Source organism: Nocardioides sp. dk884, from assembly GCF_009557055.1.
In the GTDB taxonomy this organism is placed as follows: domain Bacteria; phylum Actinomycetota; class Actinomycetes; order Propionibacteriales; family Nocardioidaceae; genus Nocardioides.
In genome coordinates, this window is the sequence record NZ_CP045649.1 from 855277 (window position 1) to 873575 (window position 18299).

Consider the following 18299-nt stretch of genomic DNA (forward strand, 5'->3'; position numbering starts at 1 on the left):
CGCCCGGCACCCGAGCAGGACAGGCACGACGTGACACGCAGCGACCGACACCAGCAGGCCGGCCCCGCGGCCCGGCACCGCTGGGACCGGCGCCTCGCCGCAGTCCTCCTCGCGCTCGGCGTGACCGCGACCGGGTCGCTGCTGGACCCGGCGGCAGGCGTCGCGGCGCCCGCGCCGGCAGCGGCGCTGGACCCTGCGGCGCTGGTCCCGGCGGCGCTGGCGACCAGTGCGGCGAGCGACCCGTGCGGACCGGCGGGCAACGAGATCACCTGCGAGAACAGCCGTCCCGGCACGTCCCCGGAGGTCTGGGACGACACCTGGGGCGGCGGCAGCTCCGACATCCAGGGGTTCGCCACCGAGATCAGCGTGGACGTCGGCGAGCGGGTGGACTTCAAGATCGACACCGCCGCGTCCGCCTACGGCATCACGATCTACCGCACCGGCTACTACGACGGCGACGGCGCCCGCCGGATCGCCGCGGTCACCCCCTCCGCGGCCCTGCCGCAGCACCAGCCGGAGTGCATCAGCGAGGCGGCCACGGAGCTCTACGACTGCGGCAACTGGGCGGTCTCGGCCTCCTGGCAGGTCCCGGAGACCGCGGTGTCGGGGGTCTACCTCGCCCACCTGGAGATCCCGGGCACGGGGGAGTCCAGCCACATCACGTTCGTGGTGCGCGACGAGGCCAGCGACGCCGACGTCGTCTTCCAGACCTCCGACCCGACCTGGGTGGCCTACAACGACTACGGCGGGTCGAACTTCTACTGGGGCGGCGCCCGGGGCCGGGCGCTCAAGCTCAGCTACAACCGGCCGATGCTGACCCGCAACGGCCCCGGCGGGCGGGACTTCTACTTCGCCAACGAGTACCCCCTGGTCCGCTTCCTCGAGCGCAACGGCTACGACGTCAGCTATCTGGCCGGGGTCGACACCGACCGGCGCGGGCACCTGTTGGCCAACCACGACGTGTTCCTCTCGGTCGGCCACGACGAGTACTGGAGCGGCGCCCAGCGGGCCAACGTCGAGGCTGCCCGCGACGCCGGCATGCACCTGCAGTTCCTCAGCGGCAACGAGGTCTACTGGCGCACCCGCTACGAGCTGTCCGCGGACGCCGCGCACACGCCGTACCGCACGCTGGTGGCCTACAAGGAGACCTGGGACCGGGGCAAGATCGACCCGACGCCGGAGTGGACCGGCACCTGGCGCGACCCCCGCTACGCCCCGTCCGCTCAAGGCGGTGGCCGCCCGGAGAACGAGCTGATCGGCACGCTCTACCAGGTCAACCACGTCGACCTCGCGATCACCGTGCCGGCCCGCCAGGGGCGGATGCGGCTGTGGCGCCACACCTCGCTCGCCACGTTGCCGGCCGGCGGGCAGGCGACCCTGGCGCCGCACACGGTGGGCTATGAGGCCAACGAGGACATCGACAACGGGTTCCGGCCTCCGGGGCTGGTGCGGCTCTCGACCACCACCGGTCCGACGCCGGAGTACCTCACGGACTTCGGCAACACCGTCGTGCCCGGCACGACCACCCACCACACCACGCTCTACCGCGCCCCGAGCGGTGCCCTGGTCTTCAGCGCCGGCAGCGTGCAGTGGACCTGGGGCCTCGACGAGCAGCACGACAGCCCGTTCGAGCCGGAGCCCGCGGACCCGCGGATGCAGCAGGCGCAGGTCAACCTGCTCGCCGACATGGGCGCCCAGCCGCGCACGCTGGAGCCGCACCTCACCGCGTCCACCGCGTCCACCGACCAGGTCGGCCCGACGGTCACCGTCACCTCGCCGGAGGCGGGGGCGAACCGGGCGAACGGCGCCCGCCTCACCGTCGCGGGCACCGCCACCGACAGCGGCGGCGGCCAGGTCGCCGGCGTGGAGGTCAGCACCGACGACGGCGACACCTGGCACCCGGCCACGGGCACCGACACCTGGACCTACGCCTACACCCAGCGCGGCGTCGCGGCCGAGACGATCCGGGTGCGTGCCACCGACGACAGCGCCCACATCGGCCCGGTGGTGTCCCGTCCGGTCACGGTGACCTGCCCCTGCACCGTCCACGGCGCCGACGAGCCGGCGGTCGCGGCCTCCGACGACCCGGTCGCGCGGGAGCTGGGTCTGCGGTTCCGCGCCGACGTCGACGGCTTCCTCACCGGCGTCCGGTTCTTCCAGGGCGCGGGCAACACCGGCACCCACGTCGGGTCGATCTGGTCGGCCGCCGGGGAACGGCTGGCCTCCGCGACGTTCGGCTCGTCCAGCGCCACCGGGTGGCAGCGCGTCGACTTCGCGACCCCGGTGCCGGTGCTGGCGGGCGAGGCCTACACCGCCTCCTACACCGCGCCGAGCGGGCACTACGCGATCGAGCCGGAGGCGTTCAGCGCCCGGAGCTGGCGCCGCGGGCCGTTCACCGTCCTGGGCGGGTACGGCGCCGCGCCGGCGGGCGTCTTCGCCGCGCCCGGAGTCCTGCCGACCGAGTCGGCCCGCAACACCGGGTACTTCGTCGACCCGGTCTTCACCCTCACCGACACCTCGCCGCTGACCGTGCTCGAGCGCCATCCGCGGCCCGACGCCTCCAGCGTGCCGAGCGCCGCGGTGGTCCGGGCCCGGTTCTCCAAGCCGGTCGGGGCCGCGAGCGTGAGCCTCGGGGTCGTGGACGCCAACGGCACGGCCGTGCCCGGCGCCACGTCGTACGACGCGGGCAGCCGGACCGCCACCTTCACCCCCGCCCAGCCGCTGGCCGGGGGCGTGCGGCACACCGCCACGGTCCAGGCCACCGACTCCGCCGGGCAGCAGGTCAGCGGGGCCCGGCAGTGGTCCTTCACCACCGCGGTGCCGCAGGGCCCGGTGGGCGTGTGCCCCTGCTCGCTGTTCGCCGACGACCTGGCACCGGTCCTCCCGGACTCCGGGGACTCCGCGCCGGTCAGCGTCGGCACCCGCTTCCGCACCGACGTCGCCGGCCTGGTGACCGCGATCCGCTTCTACCGCGCGGCCGGCAACCCCGGACCGCACCGCGCGACGCTGTGGTCGGCGGCCGACGCCCGGGTGCTGGCCGAGGGCACGCTCGCCACGGAGTCCTCCGAGGGCTGGCAGACCCTCGTCCTCGACCAGCCGGTCCCGGTCACCCCCGGCACCGAGTACGTCGCGTCGTACCGTGCCCCGCAGGGGCGCTACTCGGTCACGCCCGGGGCGTTCGCCGCGGCCGACCTGTCCCGCGGCCCGCTGCGCGTGGACGCCCAGGCCGGCGCCTACACCTACGGCACCGGGCTCCCGGCGTCGCGGTCGTCCTCCAGCTACCTGGTCGACGTGGTCTTCGAGCGCACCCCGGCCGCCATCGACGTCGAGGCGCAGGACCCGGTCGCCGGCGCGGTGGACGTCCCCCTCACCCGGCCGGTGCGGGTCTGGCTGAGCACCCCGATCGCCCTGGGCGCCCGGCTCGACATCACGGTCGTCGGCAGCCCGGTGGCCGGCACGACGGTCCTGGGCGGCGGCGGGCGGCGGCTCACGTTCACTCCAGCGGCGCCGTACCCGGCCGGGGCCGACGTGCGGGTCACGCTGCGCGACGTCGTCTCCACCGAGGGCGCGGTCCTGCCGACGCGCACCTGGGAGTTCCGCACCCGCGACCCGGGCGTGCTGGACCCGCAGACGATCTTCGGCGACGCGGTCCCGGTGGACGCCGCCGAGGACTCCTCGCCGGTCGAGGTCGGCACGGTGTTCTCGCCGTCCCGCGACGGGGAGGTCCGGGCGCTGCGGTTCCTCAAGGGCGCCGGCAACACCGGCACCCACGTCGGCACCCTGTGGGACGCGAACGGCGAGGTCTTGGCCCGGGTCACCTTCACGGACGAGACCCCCGACGGCTGGCAGCGCGCGGTGCTCGCCGAGCCGGTGCCGGTGCAGGCGGGCCGCAGCTACGTGGTGTCCTACCTGGCCCCGCACGGGCACTACTCCTCCTCGCTCGGCTACTTCTCCGCACCGGTGACCGCGGGCGACCTCACCGCTCCGGCCGGTGGCAACGGTCGCTACCTCTACGGGGCCGCGGGCGGGTTCCCGACGTTCTCCCACGGCGCGAGCGCCTACTTCGCCGACGTGGAGTACGTCCCCGACGCCACGGTGAGCATCACCGCTCGCAGCCCCGCCGCCTCGGCGGTGGGCGCCGCCCCCACGGTGCAGCCGAGCGTGACCCTGAGCGCGCCGGTGCGAGCGGGCGCGCGGCTGCGGCTGTTCTCCGGTGGCGCGGAGCTCGCGGCGACCACCCGGCTCTCCGCCGACGGCACCCGGCTCACCGCCGAGCCGGCCGGGGCGCTGCCCGGCGACGCGGTGGTCCGCGTCGAGCTCTCCGGGGTGATCTCGACGGCGGGCGCCACCCTGGCCGACACCGCCTGGTCGTTCCGCACCGCGTCCGCGACGCACGCCACCACGACCCTGCTCGGCGCGGCGACCCCGGCCGTCCCCGACAGCGGCGAGCCCGACCCCGTGGAGCTCGGGGTGGCGTTCACCCCGGCGGTGTCCGGGCACGCCACCGGGATCCGGTTCTTCAAGGGCCCCGGCAACACCGGCACCCACACCGGCACGCTGTGGTCGGCGACGGGGACGCCGCTCGCCTCGGTGGTCTTCACCGACGAGACCGCGGCCGGCTGGCAGGTGGCCGACCTGGCCACGCCGTACCCCCTGGAGGCGGGGACGACGTACGTCGTGTCCTACCTCGCCCCGCACGGGCACTACGCCGCGACGGCGGGGTTCTTCGCCGACGGGTGGGTGTCCGGGCCGCTGTCGGTGCCGGCGGGCGGCAACGGGCGCTACCGCTACGGCAGCCAGGGCGGGTTCCCGAGCCTGTCGTGGGGTGCGACGAACTACTTCGTCGACGTGGTCTTCCGCAGTCCGCTGCCCTGACCCGGGCTCCCCAATGTGCGGTATTGGCCGGAGGACTTTCCTCGGGCCACGGACCGCGCGCCCTACCAAGGAGGTCGACCCAATCGGTCTGCCCGCTGAGGCCCGACCGTCGTCACGAGGGGGAAGCACGGATGGCTGAAGACGTGGGGCCGGGAGCTGCCGGTGAGGCGGATCGACCCCGGCTCGGGGTCGCGGTGATCGGGGCCGGCTACTGGGGACCCAACCTGTTCCGCAACTTCAGCGCCGCTCCGGACTGGGAGGTGCGCGCGGTGTGCGATCTCGACGCCGAGCGCGCCCGCGACCTGGTCGGGCGCCGCGAGGAGGTCCAGGTGACCACGGTGCTGGACGATGTGCTGGGACGCGAGGACGTCGACGCCGTCGCGATCGCGACGCCGGCCGGCACCCACCACGCGATCGCGACCCGGGCGCTGCGCGCCGGCAAGCACGTGCTGGTCGAGAAGCCGCTCGCCGACAGCGTCCGGCACGGACGCGAGATGGTCGAGCTGGCCCGCCGTGCCGGCCTGGTGCTGATGACCGACCACACCTACTGCTACACGCCGGCGGTGCAGAAGATCCGCGAGCTGGTCGCCGAGGGCACGCTGGGCAAGATCCTCTACGTCGACTCGGTGCGCATCAACCTCGGCCTGGTGCAGTCCGACGTCGATGTGTTCTGGGACCTCGCGCCGCACGACCTCTCGATCCTCGACCACGTGCTGCCCGGCGGCCTGCACCCGCTCGGGGTCGCCGCGCAGGGGGCCGACCCGGTCGGTGCCGGGACCTCCTGCGTCGGCTACCTCAGCATGCCGCTGGCCGACGGCGCGATGGCGCACGTCCACGTCAACTGGCTCAGCCCGACCAAGATCCGCCAGATGGTGATCGGCGGCAGCGAGCGCACCCTGGTCTGGGACGACCTCAACCCCCAGCAGCGGCTGAGCGTGTACGACCGCGGGGTCGACCTGGTGCAGCAGAGCGTCGACAGCGCGGACCGGCGTACCGCCTCGGTGGCCTACCGGCTCGGCGACACCTGGGCGCCGGCGCTGCCCGAGCACGAGGCGCTGGGCGCGATGGTGGCCGAGCTCGCCGCGAGCATCCGCGAGGGCCGCGCGCCGGCCACCGACGGTGCCTCCGGGCTGCGGGTCCTGCAGGTGCTCGAGTCGGCCGCGACCAGCCTGCGTGCCCGCGGCGCGCTCGTCGACGTCAGCGACGGGGTCCGCCCGCTGGAGATCGTGCGATGACCGCATCGAGCGCACTGACCGGCGCCCGGGTGCTGGTCACCGGCGGCGCGGGCTTCATCGGCAGCCACCTGGTCACCGCCCTGCTGCGCGACGCCGGCGTCGACCGGGTCGTGGTGCTGGACTCCCTGGCGACCGGCACACGGGCCAACCTCGCCCACCTCGCCGAGAACCCCCGCCTCGAGCTGCGCGTCGGTGACGTCGCCGCGCCCGACGACGCCGCCGGCGCGGTCGCCGAGGCGGACGTCGTGTTCCACCTCGCCTGCCTCGGCGTGCGCCACAGCCTGCACGACCCGCTCGAGAACCACCGGGTCAACGCCGAGGGCAGCCTGGTGCTGCTGCAGGCCGCGCTCCGCCGCGGGGTGGAGCGCTTCGTGCACGTCAGCTCCAGCGAGGTCTACGGCACCGCGCAGTACGCCCCCATGGACGAGCAGCACCCCACCCACCCGGAGACGGTGTACGGCGCGGGCAAGCTGGCGGGCGAGGCCTACGCCCGCGCCCACGCCCGCACCTACGGCATGCCGGTCGTGGTGGCCCGGCCGTTCAACACCTACGGACCGCGCAGCCACTTCGAGGGCGACAGCGGCGAGGTCATCCCGCGCACCATCGTGCGGGCGCTGTGCGGCCTGCCCGCACTGGTCTTCGGCGACGGCGAGCAGTCGCGCGACTTCACCCACGTCAGCGACACCGCCGCCGGGCTGATCGCGCTGGCCGGCGCGCCCGACGTGCTCGGCCGCACCGTCAACCTGGGCTCGGGCGCGGAGATCACCGTCAACGAGCTGGCCGAGCTGGTCCGCGAGCTCGTCGGCAACGACGGCCCCGCCGCCGAGCACCTCGAGCCCCGCCCGGGCGACGTCCGGCGCCTGCTGGTCGACGACGCGCGGATGCGCGCGCTGTGCGAGTGGAAGCCGCGGGTGGACCTGCGCACCGGCATCGCCGAGCTCATCGAGTGGTTCGCGACGCGCGAGCAGTCACCGCAGGAGATGCTGCGGCGTATCGAGGACCGCAACTGGGTGGCGCCGTGAGCGGCTCGCGCATCAACGTCATGGAGCCCTGGCTGGGCGCCGAGGAGGCCGCCGCGGTCGTGGCGGTGATCGAGTCCGGCTGGGTGGCCCAGGGGCCCCGCGTGGCCGAGTTCGAGCAGCGCTTCGCCCAGCACCAGCAGGCCGACCACGCCGTCGCGCTGTCCAGCTGCACCGCCGCGTTGCACCTGGCCCTGGAGGTGGCCGGGATCGGCCCGGGCGACGACGTGGTGGTGCCCTCGTTCTCGTTCATCGCCACCGCCAATGCGGTCACCTACGTCGGCGCGCGCCCGGTCTTCTGCGACGTGGACCCGGTCACCGGCAACGTCACCGCGGAGACGGTCGAGGTGGCCCTCACCGCGGCCACCCGCGCCGTGATCGCCGTCGACCAGGGCGGGATGCCCGTCGAGCTGGCGCCGGTGCAGGAGCTGTGCTCGCCGCGCGGCATCGTGGTGATCGAGGACGCCGCCTGCGGCGCGGGCTCGACCTACCGCGGGCGCCCGGTCGGGGCCGGCGCCTCGCTCACCGCCTGGTCCTTCCATCCCCGCAAGGTGCTCACCACCGGCGAGGGCGGGATGCTCACGACCGGCAACCCCTCCTGGGCGGCGCGGGCGCGCCGGCTGCGCGAGCACGCGATGAGCATCTCCGCGGCCCAGCGGCACGGCAGCGTGCTCGCCCCGGCCGAGGAGTACGACGAGGTCGGCTTCAACTTCCGGATGACCGATCTCCAGGCGGCGGTGGGGCTGGTCCAGCTCGACAAGCTCGCGGAGATGGTGGCCCGTCGCCGGGCGCTCGCCGCGGGCTACCAGAAGGCGCTCGCCGACGTCGAGGGTCTGCGCGCCGTCGCCGACCCGCCGTGGGGCGCCACCAACTTCCAGTCCTTCTGGGTCGAGGTCGGCCCGGAGCACCCGCTCGACCGCGACGGGGTGCTCGCCGCGCTGGCACGGTCCGGGATCTCCGCGCGGCGCGGGATCATGGCCGCGCACCGCCAGCCGGCGTACGCCGGTCGCGACACCGGCGGCGTGCCGCTGCCGGTCACCGAGCGGCTCACCGACCGCACCCTGATCCTCCCGCTGTTCCACCGCATGTCGGACTCCGAGCAGGCACGCGTGCTCGAGGTGCTCACCGGGCCGGCCCCGATGAGGGGCGCGCGATGAAGAGCCTGGTCCTGGTCGCCGCGGGCGGCCTCGCCCGCGAGACGCTCGCAGCGGTCCGCGCCTCCGCGAGCCACGGACGGGTGCTCGCGGTCGACGACGACCCGCGGCAGTGGGGCAGCAGCTTCCACGGTGTCCCGGTCATCGGCGGCCTCGACCGGGTCGCCGACCTGCTCGACGGCGAGGTCGTCGTCTGCGCCGGTCGCGGCAGCGTGCGACGCTCGCTGGTGGAGCGGCTGACCAGGGTCGGGGTCACCTGGGAGCACTACGCGCGGATCGTGCACCCCAGCGTCGACATCCCGGCCAGCTGCGTGGTCGGGCGGGGCAGCATCCTGCTGTCCCACGTGAGCCTGACCAGCGACGTCCGCCTCGGCGCCCACGTCGTGGCCATGCCCCAGGTGACGCTGACCCACGACGACGTGGTGGCCGACTACGCCACGCTGTGCGCCGGGGTCAGCCTCGGCGGGGGCGTCACGGTCGGCGCCGCGGCGTACCTCGGCATGAACGCCAGCGTCCGCCAGGGGCTCCGGGTGGGTGCCGGCGCCGTCCTCGGGATGGGCGCCGTGCTGCTGCGCTCGCTGCCCGACGAGGAGACCTGGGTGGGGGTGCCGGCGCGCCCGACGGCCGTGCCCCACCGCCAGGACCCGTCCGCGGGGCCGGTGCGCGACCGGGTCGCGGGCCGGACGGGCGGGGAGGCCTGATGCGCCTGCACCGCCCCCGTCCGCTGCGCACCACGCCGACCGTCTCGGTGGTCGTGCCCTGCTACCGCTACGGGCACTACCTGCCCGCCGCGGTCGCCAGCGCCCTGGACCAGCCCGGCGTCGAGGTGGAGGTGATCGTCGTCGACGACGCCTCGCCCGACGACAGCGCGGACGTCGCCCGCTCGTTGGCGGCCGCCGACCCCCGCATCCGGGTGCTCGTCCACGAGCACAACCGCGGCCACATCCAGACCTACAACGACGGCCTCGACCTGGCCCGCGGCACCTACGTCGCCCTGCTCTCCGCCGACGACCTGCTGACGCCGGGGTCCCTGACCCGGGCGGCCGCGCTGATGGAGGCCCATCCCGAGGTCGGCCTGGTCTACGGGTTCGCCGAGACCTTCCAGGACGAGCCGCCTGCCCTGGCCCCGGCGCGCGAGCACTGGGCGATCTGGGAGGGCGAGGAGTGGCTGGCGCGCATCTGCGCGCGCGGTCGCAACATCATCGTGAACCCCGAGGCCCTGATGCGCACCTCGGTGTTGCGTCAGATCGGCGGCTACGACCCGGAGCACCCCTACGCCGCGGACATGCAGATGTGGATGCGGGCCGCGACCATCGCCCAGGTCGGACGGATCAACGGGCCGGCCCAGGCCTGCTACCGCGAGCACGGCGCGAACATGCACCTCACCCAGTTCGCCGGCCTGCTGGTGGACCTGGGCGAGTCGGGCCGGGTGTTCGAGTCGTTCTTCGACGAGCTCGCCGCGGATCCGGATCGCGCCCTCCCACGGGTGCCCGCCCTGCGCGAACGCGCCCGTGCCGCGCTCGCGCGCGAGGCGCTCCAGCGCGCGGCGACCGCGCACGGCATCGACGGCGCGGGGCCCTCTCCGGCCGAGCTCGCCGCGTTCGCCGCCAGCCACTGGCCGCCGGTCGTCGGCACCCGCTCCTGGCAGGCCCACGAGCGTCGGGTCAGCCAGGGGCTGCGACCCGGTGAGCGCTACCTCCTGGCCCGGGCCGAGGAGCTGCGCTGGAAGGTCCGCTGGCGCCGGTGGCGACGGTGGGGCACGTGAGCGCGCTGCGCCAGCAGGTCCGCACGGGCCTGGTCTGGAGCGCGCTCAACAACGTGGTGCTCCGCTTCGGCACCCTCGCCGTCGGGATCGTGCTCGCTCGGTTGCTGAGCCCCGAGGAGTTCGGGGTGTACGCCGTCGCGCTCACCGTGCAGGCCGTGCTGATGACCTTGGCCGACCTCGGTCTCAGCGCCGACCTGGTGCGCAGCCGGGACCCGGAGCGGCGGGCGCCCACGGTGGCGCTGCTCGGGCTGAGTGCGGGGGTCCTGCTCGCGGTGGCGATGGCGGTGTCCGCCGCGCCGACGGCGCGGCTGATGGGCACCCCGGAGGCCGCACCGGTGATCGCGCTGCTCGGCGTGACGCTGGTGCTCGCCGGTGCCGGCGTGGTGCCCTTCGGGCTGCTGCAGCGCGCGTTTCGCCAGCGCGCCCTGTTCGTGGTGGCCTCGGTGGACTTCGTGGTCTCGACGACTGTCACCCTCGCCCTGGTGGGCGCGGGCTGGGGCGTCCTCGCCCTGGCGGTCGGCAGGATCGCGGCGCAGAGCACCACCCTGGTGCTGCTCCACGTGCTCGCCCGGCACCGCCCGCGCGTCGCGGTGGACCGCTCGGTGGCGGTCTCGGTGCTGGCCTTCGGGCTGCCGGTGGCCGGGGCCAACATGCTCTCCTGGGCGCTGCTGAACCTCGACAACATCGTCGTGGCCCGGATGTCGGGAGCGGTGCTCCTCGGCTTCTACGTGCTGGCCTTCAACATCTCCACCTGGCCGATGACCGCGATCGGCCAGGTGGTGCGCTCGGTCGCGCTGCCGGCGTTCGCCCGGCTCAGCGGGCGCGACGGCGCCCACGCCCTGGCCGTCGGCACCGGGCTGACGGCGGCGCTGGCGATCCCCGCCGGCGCGCTGCTGGCCGTGCTGGCCAGCCCGCTGGTGAGCGTCGTCTACGGCTCGCGCTGGTCGCTCGCAGCACCGGTCCTGGGCGCCCTGGCGATCTTCGGCGCGATGCGGGTGCTGTTCGACCTGTGGGTCTCCTACCTGCTGGCCCGGGGCGCGGCGCGCACGGTGCTGGCGGTGCAGGTGCTGTGGTTCCTCACGCTGCTGCCCGCCGTCGTGGTGGGCGTCCGGGTCGGCGGCATCACCGGCGCCGGCTGGGCGCACGTGGTGGTCGCCGTCGGCGTGGTGCTGCCGGCGTACGCCGTCGCGATGCGCCGCACCGGCGCCGACCTCGCCGCCGTCGCCCGCCGCTGCGTCGTGTCGATCGCCGCCACGCTGCCCGCCGCCGCCGTCGCCGCGGCGATCAGCCGCAGCGTGCAGACCAGCTGGGTCGCGCTGGTGCTGGGCGGTGTCGCGGCCGGCGCGACGTACCTGCTGCTGATGGGGCGCTGGCTGCGCCGGGCCGCGCACGCGATGACCCGGGCCGACGACGTGGGGGCGGGCCCCGAGCCGGTGCCGGGGCGCCACCGGGCCGAGGTGGCGAGGCCCGAGTCGGAGGACCTGGGCAGCCTCGAGCCGGTGCGCGGCCGGCACCGCGCCGAGGAGGCGCCGGCCCGGGTGTCGGTGGTGGTGCCCTGCTACAACTACGCCCGCTTCCTGCCCGAGGCGGTCCACAGCGCCCTGCACCAGGAGGGGGCGCAGGTCGAGGTGGTCATCGTCGACGACGCCTCCACCGACGACAGCCTCGCCGTCGCCCGCGAGCTCGCCGCGGGGGACCCCCGCGTCCGGGTGCTCGCCCACCCGGACAACCGCGGGCCGGTCGCGACGTTCAACGACGGCCTGGCCCTGGCGACCGGGGAGTTCCTGGTCCGCCTGGACGCCGACGACCTGCTGACACCGGGGTCGCTGGTCCGCTCCGTGGCCCTGTGCCGGCGCCACCCCGAGGTCGGCCTGGTCTACGGTCACCCGCTGCACTTCACCGACCGGCGGCCCCCGGCCCGCTCGGGCCCGGTCACCTGGACGGTGTGGCCGGGACTGGCCTGGCTGGAGGACCGCTGCCGCAGCGGCGTCAACGTCATCACCTCACCGGAGGCCCTGATGCGGATGTCGGTGGTGCAGCGGGTCGGCGGGCAGCGCGAGCTCGCGCACACCCACGACATGGAGATGTGGATGCGGCTCGCGGCGTACGCCGACGTGGGCTACGTCGGCGGCGCCGACCAGGCCTGGCACCGCGAGCATCCCGCCAGCCTCTCCACCACGGCCGAGGCCCCGCTGGGGCTGACCATCCTCGAGGAGCGCCGGGCCGCCTTCGAGATGCTGTTCTCCACGGTGGCCGAGGAGGTGCCCGCGGCCGCCCGGCTGCGCACCGTCGCGCGCGCGGCGCTGGCGACCGAGGCGCTGCGCCGCGCCAGCTATGAGTACGACCGGCGCCGGGCACCGGCCCGCAGCGTCGCCCCCCTGCAGGCCTTCGCGCTCGCGACCTACCTCGGGGCTCGACACCTGCCGCAGTGGCGCGGGCTGCAGCGCCGGGTGCGGGCCGGGCAGGCGTGGACCCGCTGGCGGCCGTGGTGGCTGCTGCACCCGGTGCGCCGCATCGTCCGCGACCGCGCCGCCGCCCGGCAGTGGCACCGCACCGGGCTGTACCGGCCGCTGCCGGCCACCCGCTCCCGACCTCCCCTCGACGAAGGAATCTCCGCATGAGCACCAGCCCGTTCCCCTCCCACCGAGGGCGCCCCCGGGTGCCTCTCGTGGACCTGGCTCCCCAGCACGGCCGGATCGCCGAGGACGTACGCCGCGAGCTGCTCGCGGTCGTCGACAGCGGCGCGTTCGTGCTCGGCCCCCGGGTGGCGCGCTTCGAGGACGCCTACGCCGCCTTCTGCGGGGTCGAGCACGTCGTGGGGGTCGGCAACGGCACCGACGCGCTGCACCTCGCGCTGCGGGCGGCCGGCGTCGGGGCGGGCGATGAGGTGGTCGTCCCGGCCAACACCTTCGTGGCCACCGCCGAGGCCGTCGTGCTCGCCGGTGCCGAGCTGGTGCTGGTGGACTGCGACGAGGACCTGCTGATCGACGTGGACGCCGTCACCGCCCGCATCGGACCGCGCACCCGGGCCGTGGCCGGGGTGGACCTCTACGGCCAGGTCGCGCCGTTCGAGCGGCTGCGCGAGGCGGTCGGCCCGGAGGTGGTGCTGCTCGAGGACGCCGCGCAGTCCCAGGGCGCGACCCGGTGGGGGAAGGCGGCGGGCTCGTGCGCCGACCTCGCCGCGACCAGCTTCTATCCCGGCAAGAACCTCGGCGCCTTCGGCGATGCCGGCGCGGTCAGCACCGACGATCCGCTGATCGCGCATCGGCTGCGTCAGCTGCGCAACCACGGGGGCGAGGCGCGCTACCAGCACGACCTGGTCGGCACGAACTCCCGGATGGACTCCCTGCAGGCAGCCGTGCTCGAGGTCAAGCTCGAGCACCTCAAGGAGTGGAACGCCGAGCGCGCCGCCGCCGCGGCCCGCTACGCCGCGCTGCTCGCCGACGTCCCCGGCGTACGCCTGCCGCGCACGCTGCCGGGCAACGAGCACGTGTGGCACCTCTACGTCGTGCGGGTCGCGCACCGCGACGCCGTGCAGCGCACCCTCGCCGAGCGAGGCATCGACACCGGGATCCACTACCCGACGCCTGTGCACCTGCTGCCGGCCTTCGCCTGGCTCGGGCAGGGGGTGGGCAGCTTCCCGGTGGCGGAGCGGGCCGCGGGAGAGATCCTCTCGCTGCCGATGTTCCCCGGCATCACCGCCGCCCAGCAGGAGCGGGTCGCCGAGGAGCTCGTGGACGCCGTGCGGCAGCACGACGCCGGGCGGCAGGGGGACGCGTCGTGAGGCGGGCGGACCGGGCGGCGCACCTGGTGCGGAGGCTGCGCGCGGAGGGTCCGCAGGACTCCGCCCGACGCGCGGCGCGGTGGCTGCACCACCGGGTCGGCGCCGACGCGCTGGACTTCGGTCTGCGCGAGGACGAGATCGCCGACTCCACCCGGCTGGTGACCCCGACCGCCCGCTGCCGGGCCGACGACGGGCCGCTGACGGTCGGCTGGCTGTGCTCGCCCCCGGCCGCCGGGTCGGGCGGGCACACCACGATGTTCCGCATGGTGCGGGCCTTCGAGGCCGCCGGGCACCGCTGCGTGCTGCTGCTCCACGACCGCCACGGCGGCCGGGTCGAGCAGCAGGCGCGCGTGATCCGGGAGGGGTGGCCCTGGGTGGGTGCGGAGGTCCGTTCCGTGGCCGACGGCCTCGGCGGGCTGGACGCGTGCGTGGCCACCGGCTGGGAGACCGCGCACGTGCTGGCCGCCCGCTGCCGCGAGCCGCTGCACCGCTTCTACTTCATCCAGGACTTCGAGCCGTTCTTCTACCCCCGCGGCTCCGAGCACGAGCTGGCGACCGACACCTACCGGTTCGGGTTCACCCACCTCGCGCTGGGCCACATGGTGCAGGACCGGCTGCTCACCGAGGTGGGCGTGGGCTCGCTCCGGGTGCCGTTCTCCTGCGACACGAGCACCTACTCCCTCACCCGGGACTCCGGGCGCACCGGCGTGGTGCTCTACGCCAAGCCCGGGGTGCCTCGGCGCGGCTTCCGCCTCGCCGTGCTGGCGCTGCGCGAGTTCCACGCGCGCCACCCCGAGCAGGAGATCCACACCTACGGCGCGGTCGTGCCCGACCTCGGCGTACCCGCGACCCAGCACGGCGGCCTCACCCCGGCCGAGCTGGCAGCCCTCTACAACCGATGCCTGGCCGGCCTGGCGCCGTCGTTCACCAACATCTCGCTGGTGGCCGAGGAGATGCTGGCCAGCGGCTGCGTCCCGGTCGTCAACGATGCGCCCGACGCCCGCGCCGACCTCGCCAGCCCGGCGGTGGCCTGGGCGGTGCCGACACCCGGCGGACTGGCCGACGCGCTGTCCCGGGTCGTCTCCGCGGCGGACCCGGCCGCCCAGGCCCGGGCGGCGGCCGCGAGCGTACGACGCGACGACTGGGCCCTCACCGGGGCCGGCGTCGTGCGCGCGGTGGTCGACCAGGTGCGCGGCGTCACCGTGGCGGCGCCTGCGCCACCGACGGCCGGGACCCGCCCGGCCGACCTCGACCCGGCAGACCTCGACCCGGCGGCCGAGGCGAGCCGTGAGCTGATGCATGGGAAGGCGACCTGAGATGTCCGTAGTCAACCTCCTGAGCGCGCTGGCGCGCCGCTGGGTGGTGGTCCTGATCGGGGTGGGCCTCACCGCCGTCGGCTGCTACCAGGTGCTCCAGACGGTCGGCACCCAGCACCAGGCCTCCAGCCAGGTCGTGCTGCTGCTGCCGCCCGAGGCGAGCGGGCTGGCCACGCCCAGCAACCCGTTCCTCAACATGCAGAACGGCCAGGTGACCCTGGCCTCCATGCTGGCCGGGACCGTCTCGACCGCAGACGTGAACCGCCGGCTGGTCGAGGACGGCAACGACGCGGAGTACGACGTCGCGGTGGTGCCGGGCGCCGGCCCGATCCTGCAGGTCACCACCACGAGCACCGACCCCGCGGCGGCGCTCGCGACCCGCAACGCGGTGATGAAGGAGATCGACACCCAGCTCGCCCGGCTGCAGAAGCAGGCCGACGTGCCCCCGCGGCAGCTGATCAGCGGGCAACGGGTCGCGGTGAGCGCCGACGCCGAGGTGCTCGGCGGCAGCCGGATCCGCGCCCTGGGTGCGACGGCGGCCGCGGGGCTGCTCGTGACGCTGCTGCTCGCCCTCGGGCTGGACCGGCTGCTCGGGTCGCGTGGGGGTCCCGCCCTGGGTGGCGCCCGCGCCGCACGTGAGGGCGGGCGCCCCACGGACTCCGCTGGGGACGACGCCGAGGCGGACGCGCCGGCCACGGAGCCCGTCCGGGCTGCCCCGTCGCGGGTGGGCGGCGCCGCCCGGGCGCGCAACGGGGGCGACCAACGGTCGCGACGGGTCGGCTGAGGATGCTCGGAGGGGTCCTCGCACGGTTCAGGTCGCGGGTCGGTGAGGGGCGGGCGCCGCTGTTCGTGGCCCTCGCCTACGTCGTCCTGCTGCTGTGCGTGCCCTCCCAGCTCGTCCTCGGCCCGCTCGGCGCCGCCGGCTCCCCGGCCAGCCTCCTCGGCATCGGCGCCCTGGTGTGGTGGTGCGCGAGCACGGTCGCCGGGCAGAACCCGACCCGCGGGCCCAGTGGCCTGCGGATCGCGGTGCTGGTCCTGGTGCTGTGCGTGCTGGCGGCGTACGCGAACGGCAACGCGGGCGGCTGGTACGCCCCGCTCACCGTGCGGCAGGAGACCGACGAGCTGTGGACCCTGGCGCCGCAGACGATCACGCACGTCGCCGGGATGATGATCAGCGCCGGCGACCGTGGCCTGCTCGCGTTCGCCGCGTGGATGGGGATCACCCTGGTGGTGGCGGACGGGATCGGCTCGTGGCGCGACCTGGAGCGGCTGGGTGCCTGGCTGACCTGGCTGGGGGCTGTCGTCGCGGCGGTCGGGCTGTGGCAGTTCGTCACCGGCTACAACCTGGCCGGCTCGATCTCGGTGCCCGGGCTGGTGGCCAACAGCGAGATCGGCGGGACCCAGACCCGGTCGATCTTCAACCGGGTCTCGGCCACCGCCGTCCACCCGATCGAGTTCGGCGTCGTGCTCGCCTGCCTGTTCCCGCTCGCGCTGCACCGCACGATCCACCAGTGGGGGCGTCCCCGCGCCTTCTGGTCCTCCGCCGTGCCCACGGTGCTGATCCTGGTGGGGGCCAACCTCTCGATCTCGCGCTCCGCCGTCGTGGTGCTGATGGTCGGGCTGCTGGTGCTGTTCCTCGGCTGGCCGGCGCGCTGGCGGCTGCGGGCGCTGCTCCTCGCCCCGGTCGCGGTCGTCGCCCTGCGGGTGATGATCCCCGGCCTCGTCGGGACCCTGATCTCGCTGTTCACCAACCTCCTCGAGGATCCGAGCGTCACCGGGCGGACCACCGACTACGACGTCGTCCTGGACCTGTACAGCGACCACTGGCTGATCGGCCGCGGCCTGTTCACCTTCATCCCGCGCTACTACCGGATCTTGGACAACCAGTACCTGATGCTGCTCGTCGAGATCGGGATCCTCGGCCTGCTGGCGGTCCTGCTGTTCCTGGTCGTCGCCTTCCTCGACGGGATCGGTGCCCGGGTGGCGCGCGACCACCGCTCGCGGCACCTGGGCCTCGCCCTGGCGGCGTCAGTGGCCGGAGGCGCGGTCGGCATGTTCACCTTCGACGCCTGGGGGTTCCCGATGGCCGCGGGGGTGAGCTTCGTGGTGGCCGGGATGGCGGGTGCGGCCCGGCGCCTGGCCCGCGCCGACTCCGCAGCCTCGAGCGGCCCGGTGGAGGAGGCGCTGCCGGCGCCCCCGGCACCCGGACGGAGGCCGGCGGATGCGCGACGGTGACGCGACGGTGCTGGTCACGGTCGTCACCTACAACAGCGCCGCGTTGCTGCCCGGGCTGCTGGAGAGCCTTCCCGCCGCGCTCCACCCGGTGCCGTGGCGCCTCGCCGTGGCCGACAACGACTCCCACGACGACAGCCTCACGGTGCTGCGCGAGCTGGCGCCGGACGCGGTCGTGGTCGAGATGGGCCGCAACGCCGGCTACGCGGCCGGCATCAACGCCGCGGTCGCGGCCGGTGGGCCGCACACCGCCGTGCTGGTGCTCAACCCGGACGTGCGTCTGGACCCGGGCTGCGGGCCGGCCCTGCTCGCCGCGCTGCGCGAGCCCGGGGTCGGGGTCGCGGTCCCGCTGCTGCGCGACGCGAACGGCGAGCGGATCGACTCCCTGCGCCGGGAGCCCACGGTGCTGCGCACCTGGGCCGACGCGGTGATCGGTGCGGAGCGGGCCGGGCGGCTGGGTCGCCTCGGCGAGACCGTGACCGACGCCGCGCGCTACCGCGACGCCTGCGACACGGCGTGGGCGGAGGGCTCGGTGCAGCTGGTGGACGCGGCGTGCTGGGCACGGGTCGGGGGCTGGGACGAGTCGTTCTTCCTCTACTCCGAGGAGACCGACTTCCACCTGCGCGTGGGCGACGCCGGTCGGGCGGTCCGCTTCGTGCCCACCGCACGGGCCACCCACCTGGAGGGCGACTCGGGGGTCTCCCCGCGCCTGTGGCCGCTGCTCCTCGCCAACCGGGTGCGCCTGGCGCGACGCCGGGGCGGACGACGCGCCGCCTGCGCGGTCTGGGCCGCACTGGTGCTGCGCGAGACCAGCCGCGCCTGCCTCGGACGCCCCACCGCCCGCGCGGCGGTGCGGGTGCTGCTCAGCCCGCGGCTGCTGCGCAGGCCCGCCGGGCCGGACTGGGTGGCCTGAGCGGGT

The 18299-nt window shown here is 75.2% G+C and carries 12 protein-coding genes; all 12 read left to right on the plus strand.

What is annotated here, in order from left to right; all coding sequences use genetic code 11:
- Positions 1-30 precede the first annotated feature (30 nt).
- Positions 31-4875: a DUF4082 domain-containing protein gene (locus tag GFH29_RS04190; RefSeq protein WP_153322182.1), complete on the plus strand. Its 4845-nt coding sequence runs from the start codon at positions 31-33 to the stop codon at positions 4873-4875.
- 131 nt (positions 4876-5006) lie between these two features.
- Complete coding sequence (locus GFH29_RS04195) at positions 5007-6110, plus strand: Gfo/Idh/MocA family protein (RefSeq protein ID WP_153322183.1); 1104 nt, start codon at positions 5007-5009, stop codon at positions 6108-6110.
- Positions 6107-7132 (plus strand): dTDP-glucose 4,6-dehydratase, encoded by a 1026-nt coding sequence (locus tag GFH29_RS04200; RefSeq protein WP_228387756.1) that lies wholly within the window; start codon positions 6107-6109, stop codon positions 7130-7132. Before GFH29_RS04195 ends, GFH29_RS04200 begins: the two co-directional genes overlap by 4 nt.
- On the plus strand, positions 7129-8286 hold the full coding sequence (locus GFH29_RS04205; RefSeq protein WP_228387757.1) for a DegT/DnrJ/EryC1/StrS family aminotransferase: 1158 nt from the start codon (positions 7129-7131) through the stop codon (positions 8284-8286). Before GFH29_RS04200 ends, GFH29_RS04205 begins: the two co-directional genes overlap by 4 nt.
- Positions 8283-8984, plus strand: coding sequence for an acetyltransferase (locus tag GFH29_RS04210; protein WP_153322184.1), 702 nt, complete (start codon positions 8283-8285; stop codon positions 8982-8984). The genes GFH29_RS04205 and GFH29_RS04210 overlap by 4 nt, the downstream gene beginning before the upstream one ends.
- Positions 8984-10048: a glycosyltransferase family 2 protein gene (locus GFH29_RS04215; protein ID WP_153322185.1), complete on the plus strand. Its 1065-nt coding sequence runs from the start codon at positions 8984-8986 to the stop codon at positions 10046-10048. Before GFH29_RS04210 ends, GFH29_RS04215 begins: the two co-directional genes overlap by 1 nt.
- Positions 10045-12669 (plus strand): oligosaccharide flippase family protein, encoded by a 2625-nt coding sequence (locus GFH29_RS04220; RefSeq protein WP_153322186.1) that lies wholly within the window; start codon positions 10045-10047, stop codon positions 12667-12669. The genes GFH29_RS04215 and GFH29_RS04220 overlap by 4 nt, the downstream gene beginning before the upstream one ends.
- Positions 12666-13832 carry a DegT/DnrJ/EryC1/StrS family aminotransferase gene (locus GFH29_RS04225; RefSeq protein WP_153322187.1) on the plus strand — a complete coding sequence of 389 codons (1167 nt, stop codon included), beginning with the start codon at positions 12666-12668 and terminating at the stop codon, positions 13830-13832. The genes GFH29_RS04220 and GFH29_RS04225 overlap by 4 nt, the downstream gene beginning before the upstream one ends.
- Positions 13829-15148 (plus strand): glycosyltransferase family 1 protein, encoded by a 1320-nt coding sequence (locus GFH29_RS04230; RefSeq protein ID WP_194288911.1) that lies wholly within the window; start codon positions 13829-13831, stop codon positions 15146-15148. The genes GFH29_RS04225 and GFH29_RS04230 overlap by 4 nt, the downstream gene beginning before the upstream one ends.
- Before the next feature lies 1 nt (position 15149).
- Positions 15150-15932 (plus strand): hypothetical protein, encoded by a 783-nt coding sequence (locus tag GFH29_RS04235; RefSeq protein ID WP_153322188.1) that lies wholly within the window; start codon positions 15150-15152, stop codon positions 15930-15932.
- Positions 15933-15934: 2 nt separating this feature from the next.
- Positions 15935-17383 carry an O-antigen ligase family protein gene (locus GFH29_RS04240; protein ID WP_153322189.1) on the plus strand — a complete coding sequence of 483 codons (1449 nt, stop codon included), beginning with the start codon at positions 15935-15937 and terminating at the stop codon, positions 17381-17383.
- A complete protein-coding gene (locus GFH29_RS04245; protein WP_153322190.1) occupies positions 17370-18293 on the plus strand; it encodes a glycosyltransferase in 924 nt (307 codons plus the stop codon). The genes GFH29_RS04240 and GFH29_RS04245 overlap by 14 nt, the downstream gene beginning before the upstream one ends.
- Positions 18294-18299: the final 6 nt, after the last annotated feature.

Coding starts and splice junctions, on each gene's coding strand:
- GFH29_RS04195 (WP_153322183.1), top strand. CDS start 5,007: ATGGCTGAAGACGTGGGGCCGGGAGCTGCCGGTGAGGCGGATCGACCC.
- GFH29_RS04200 (WP_228387756.1), top strand. CDS start 6,107: ATGACCGCATCGAGCGCACTGACCGGCGCCCGGGTGCTGGTCACCGGC.
- GFH29_RS04210 (WP_153322184.1), top strand. CDS start 8,283: ATGAAGAGCCTGGTCCTGGTCGCCGCGGGCGGCCTCGCCCGCGAGACG.
- GFH29_RS04215 (WP_153322185.1), top strand. CDS start 8,984: ATGCGCCTGCACCGCCCCCGTCCGCTGCGCACCACGCCGACCGTCTCG.
- GFH29_RS04225 (WP_153322187.1), top strand. CDS start 12,666: ATGAGCACCAGCCCGTTCCCCTCCCACCGAGGGCGCCCCCGGGTGCCT.
- GFH29_RS04235 (WP_153322188.1), top strand. CDS start 15,150: ATGTCCGTAGTCAACCTCCTGAGCGCGCTGGCGCGCCGCTGGGTGGTG.
- GFH29_RS04240 (WP_153322189.1), top strand. CDS start 15,935: ATGCTCGGAGGGGTCCTCGCACGGTTCAGGTCGCGGGTCGGTGAGGGG.
- GFH29_RS04245 (WP_153322190.1), top strand. CDS start 17,370: ATGCGCGACGGTGACGCGACGGTGCTGGTCACGGTCGTCACCTACAAC.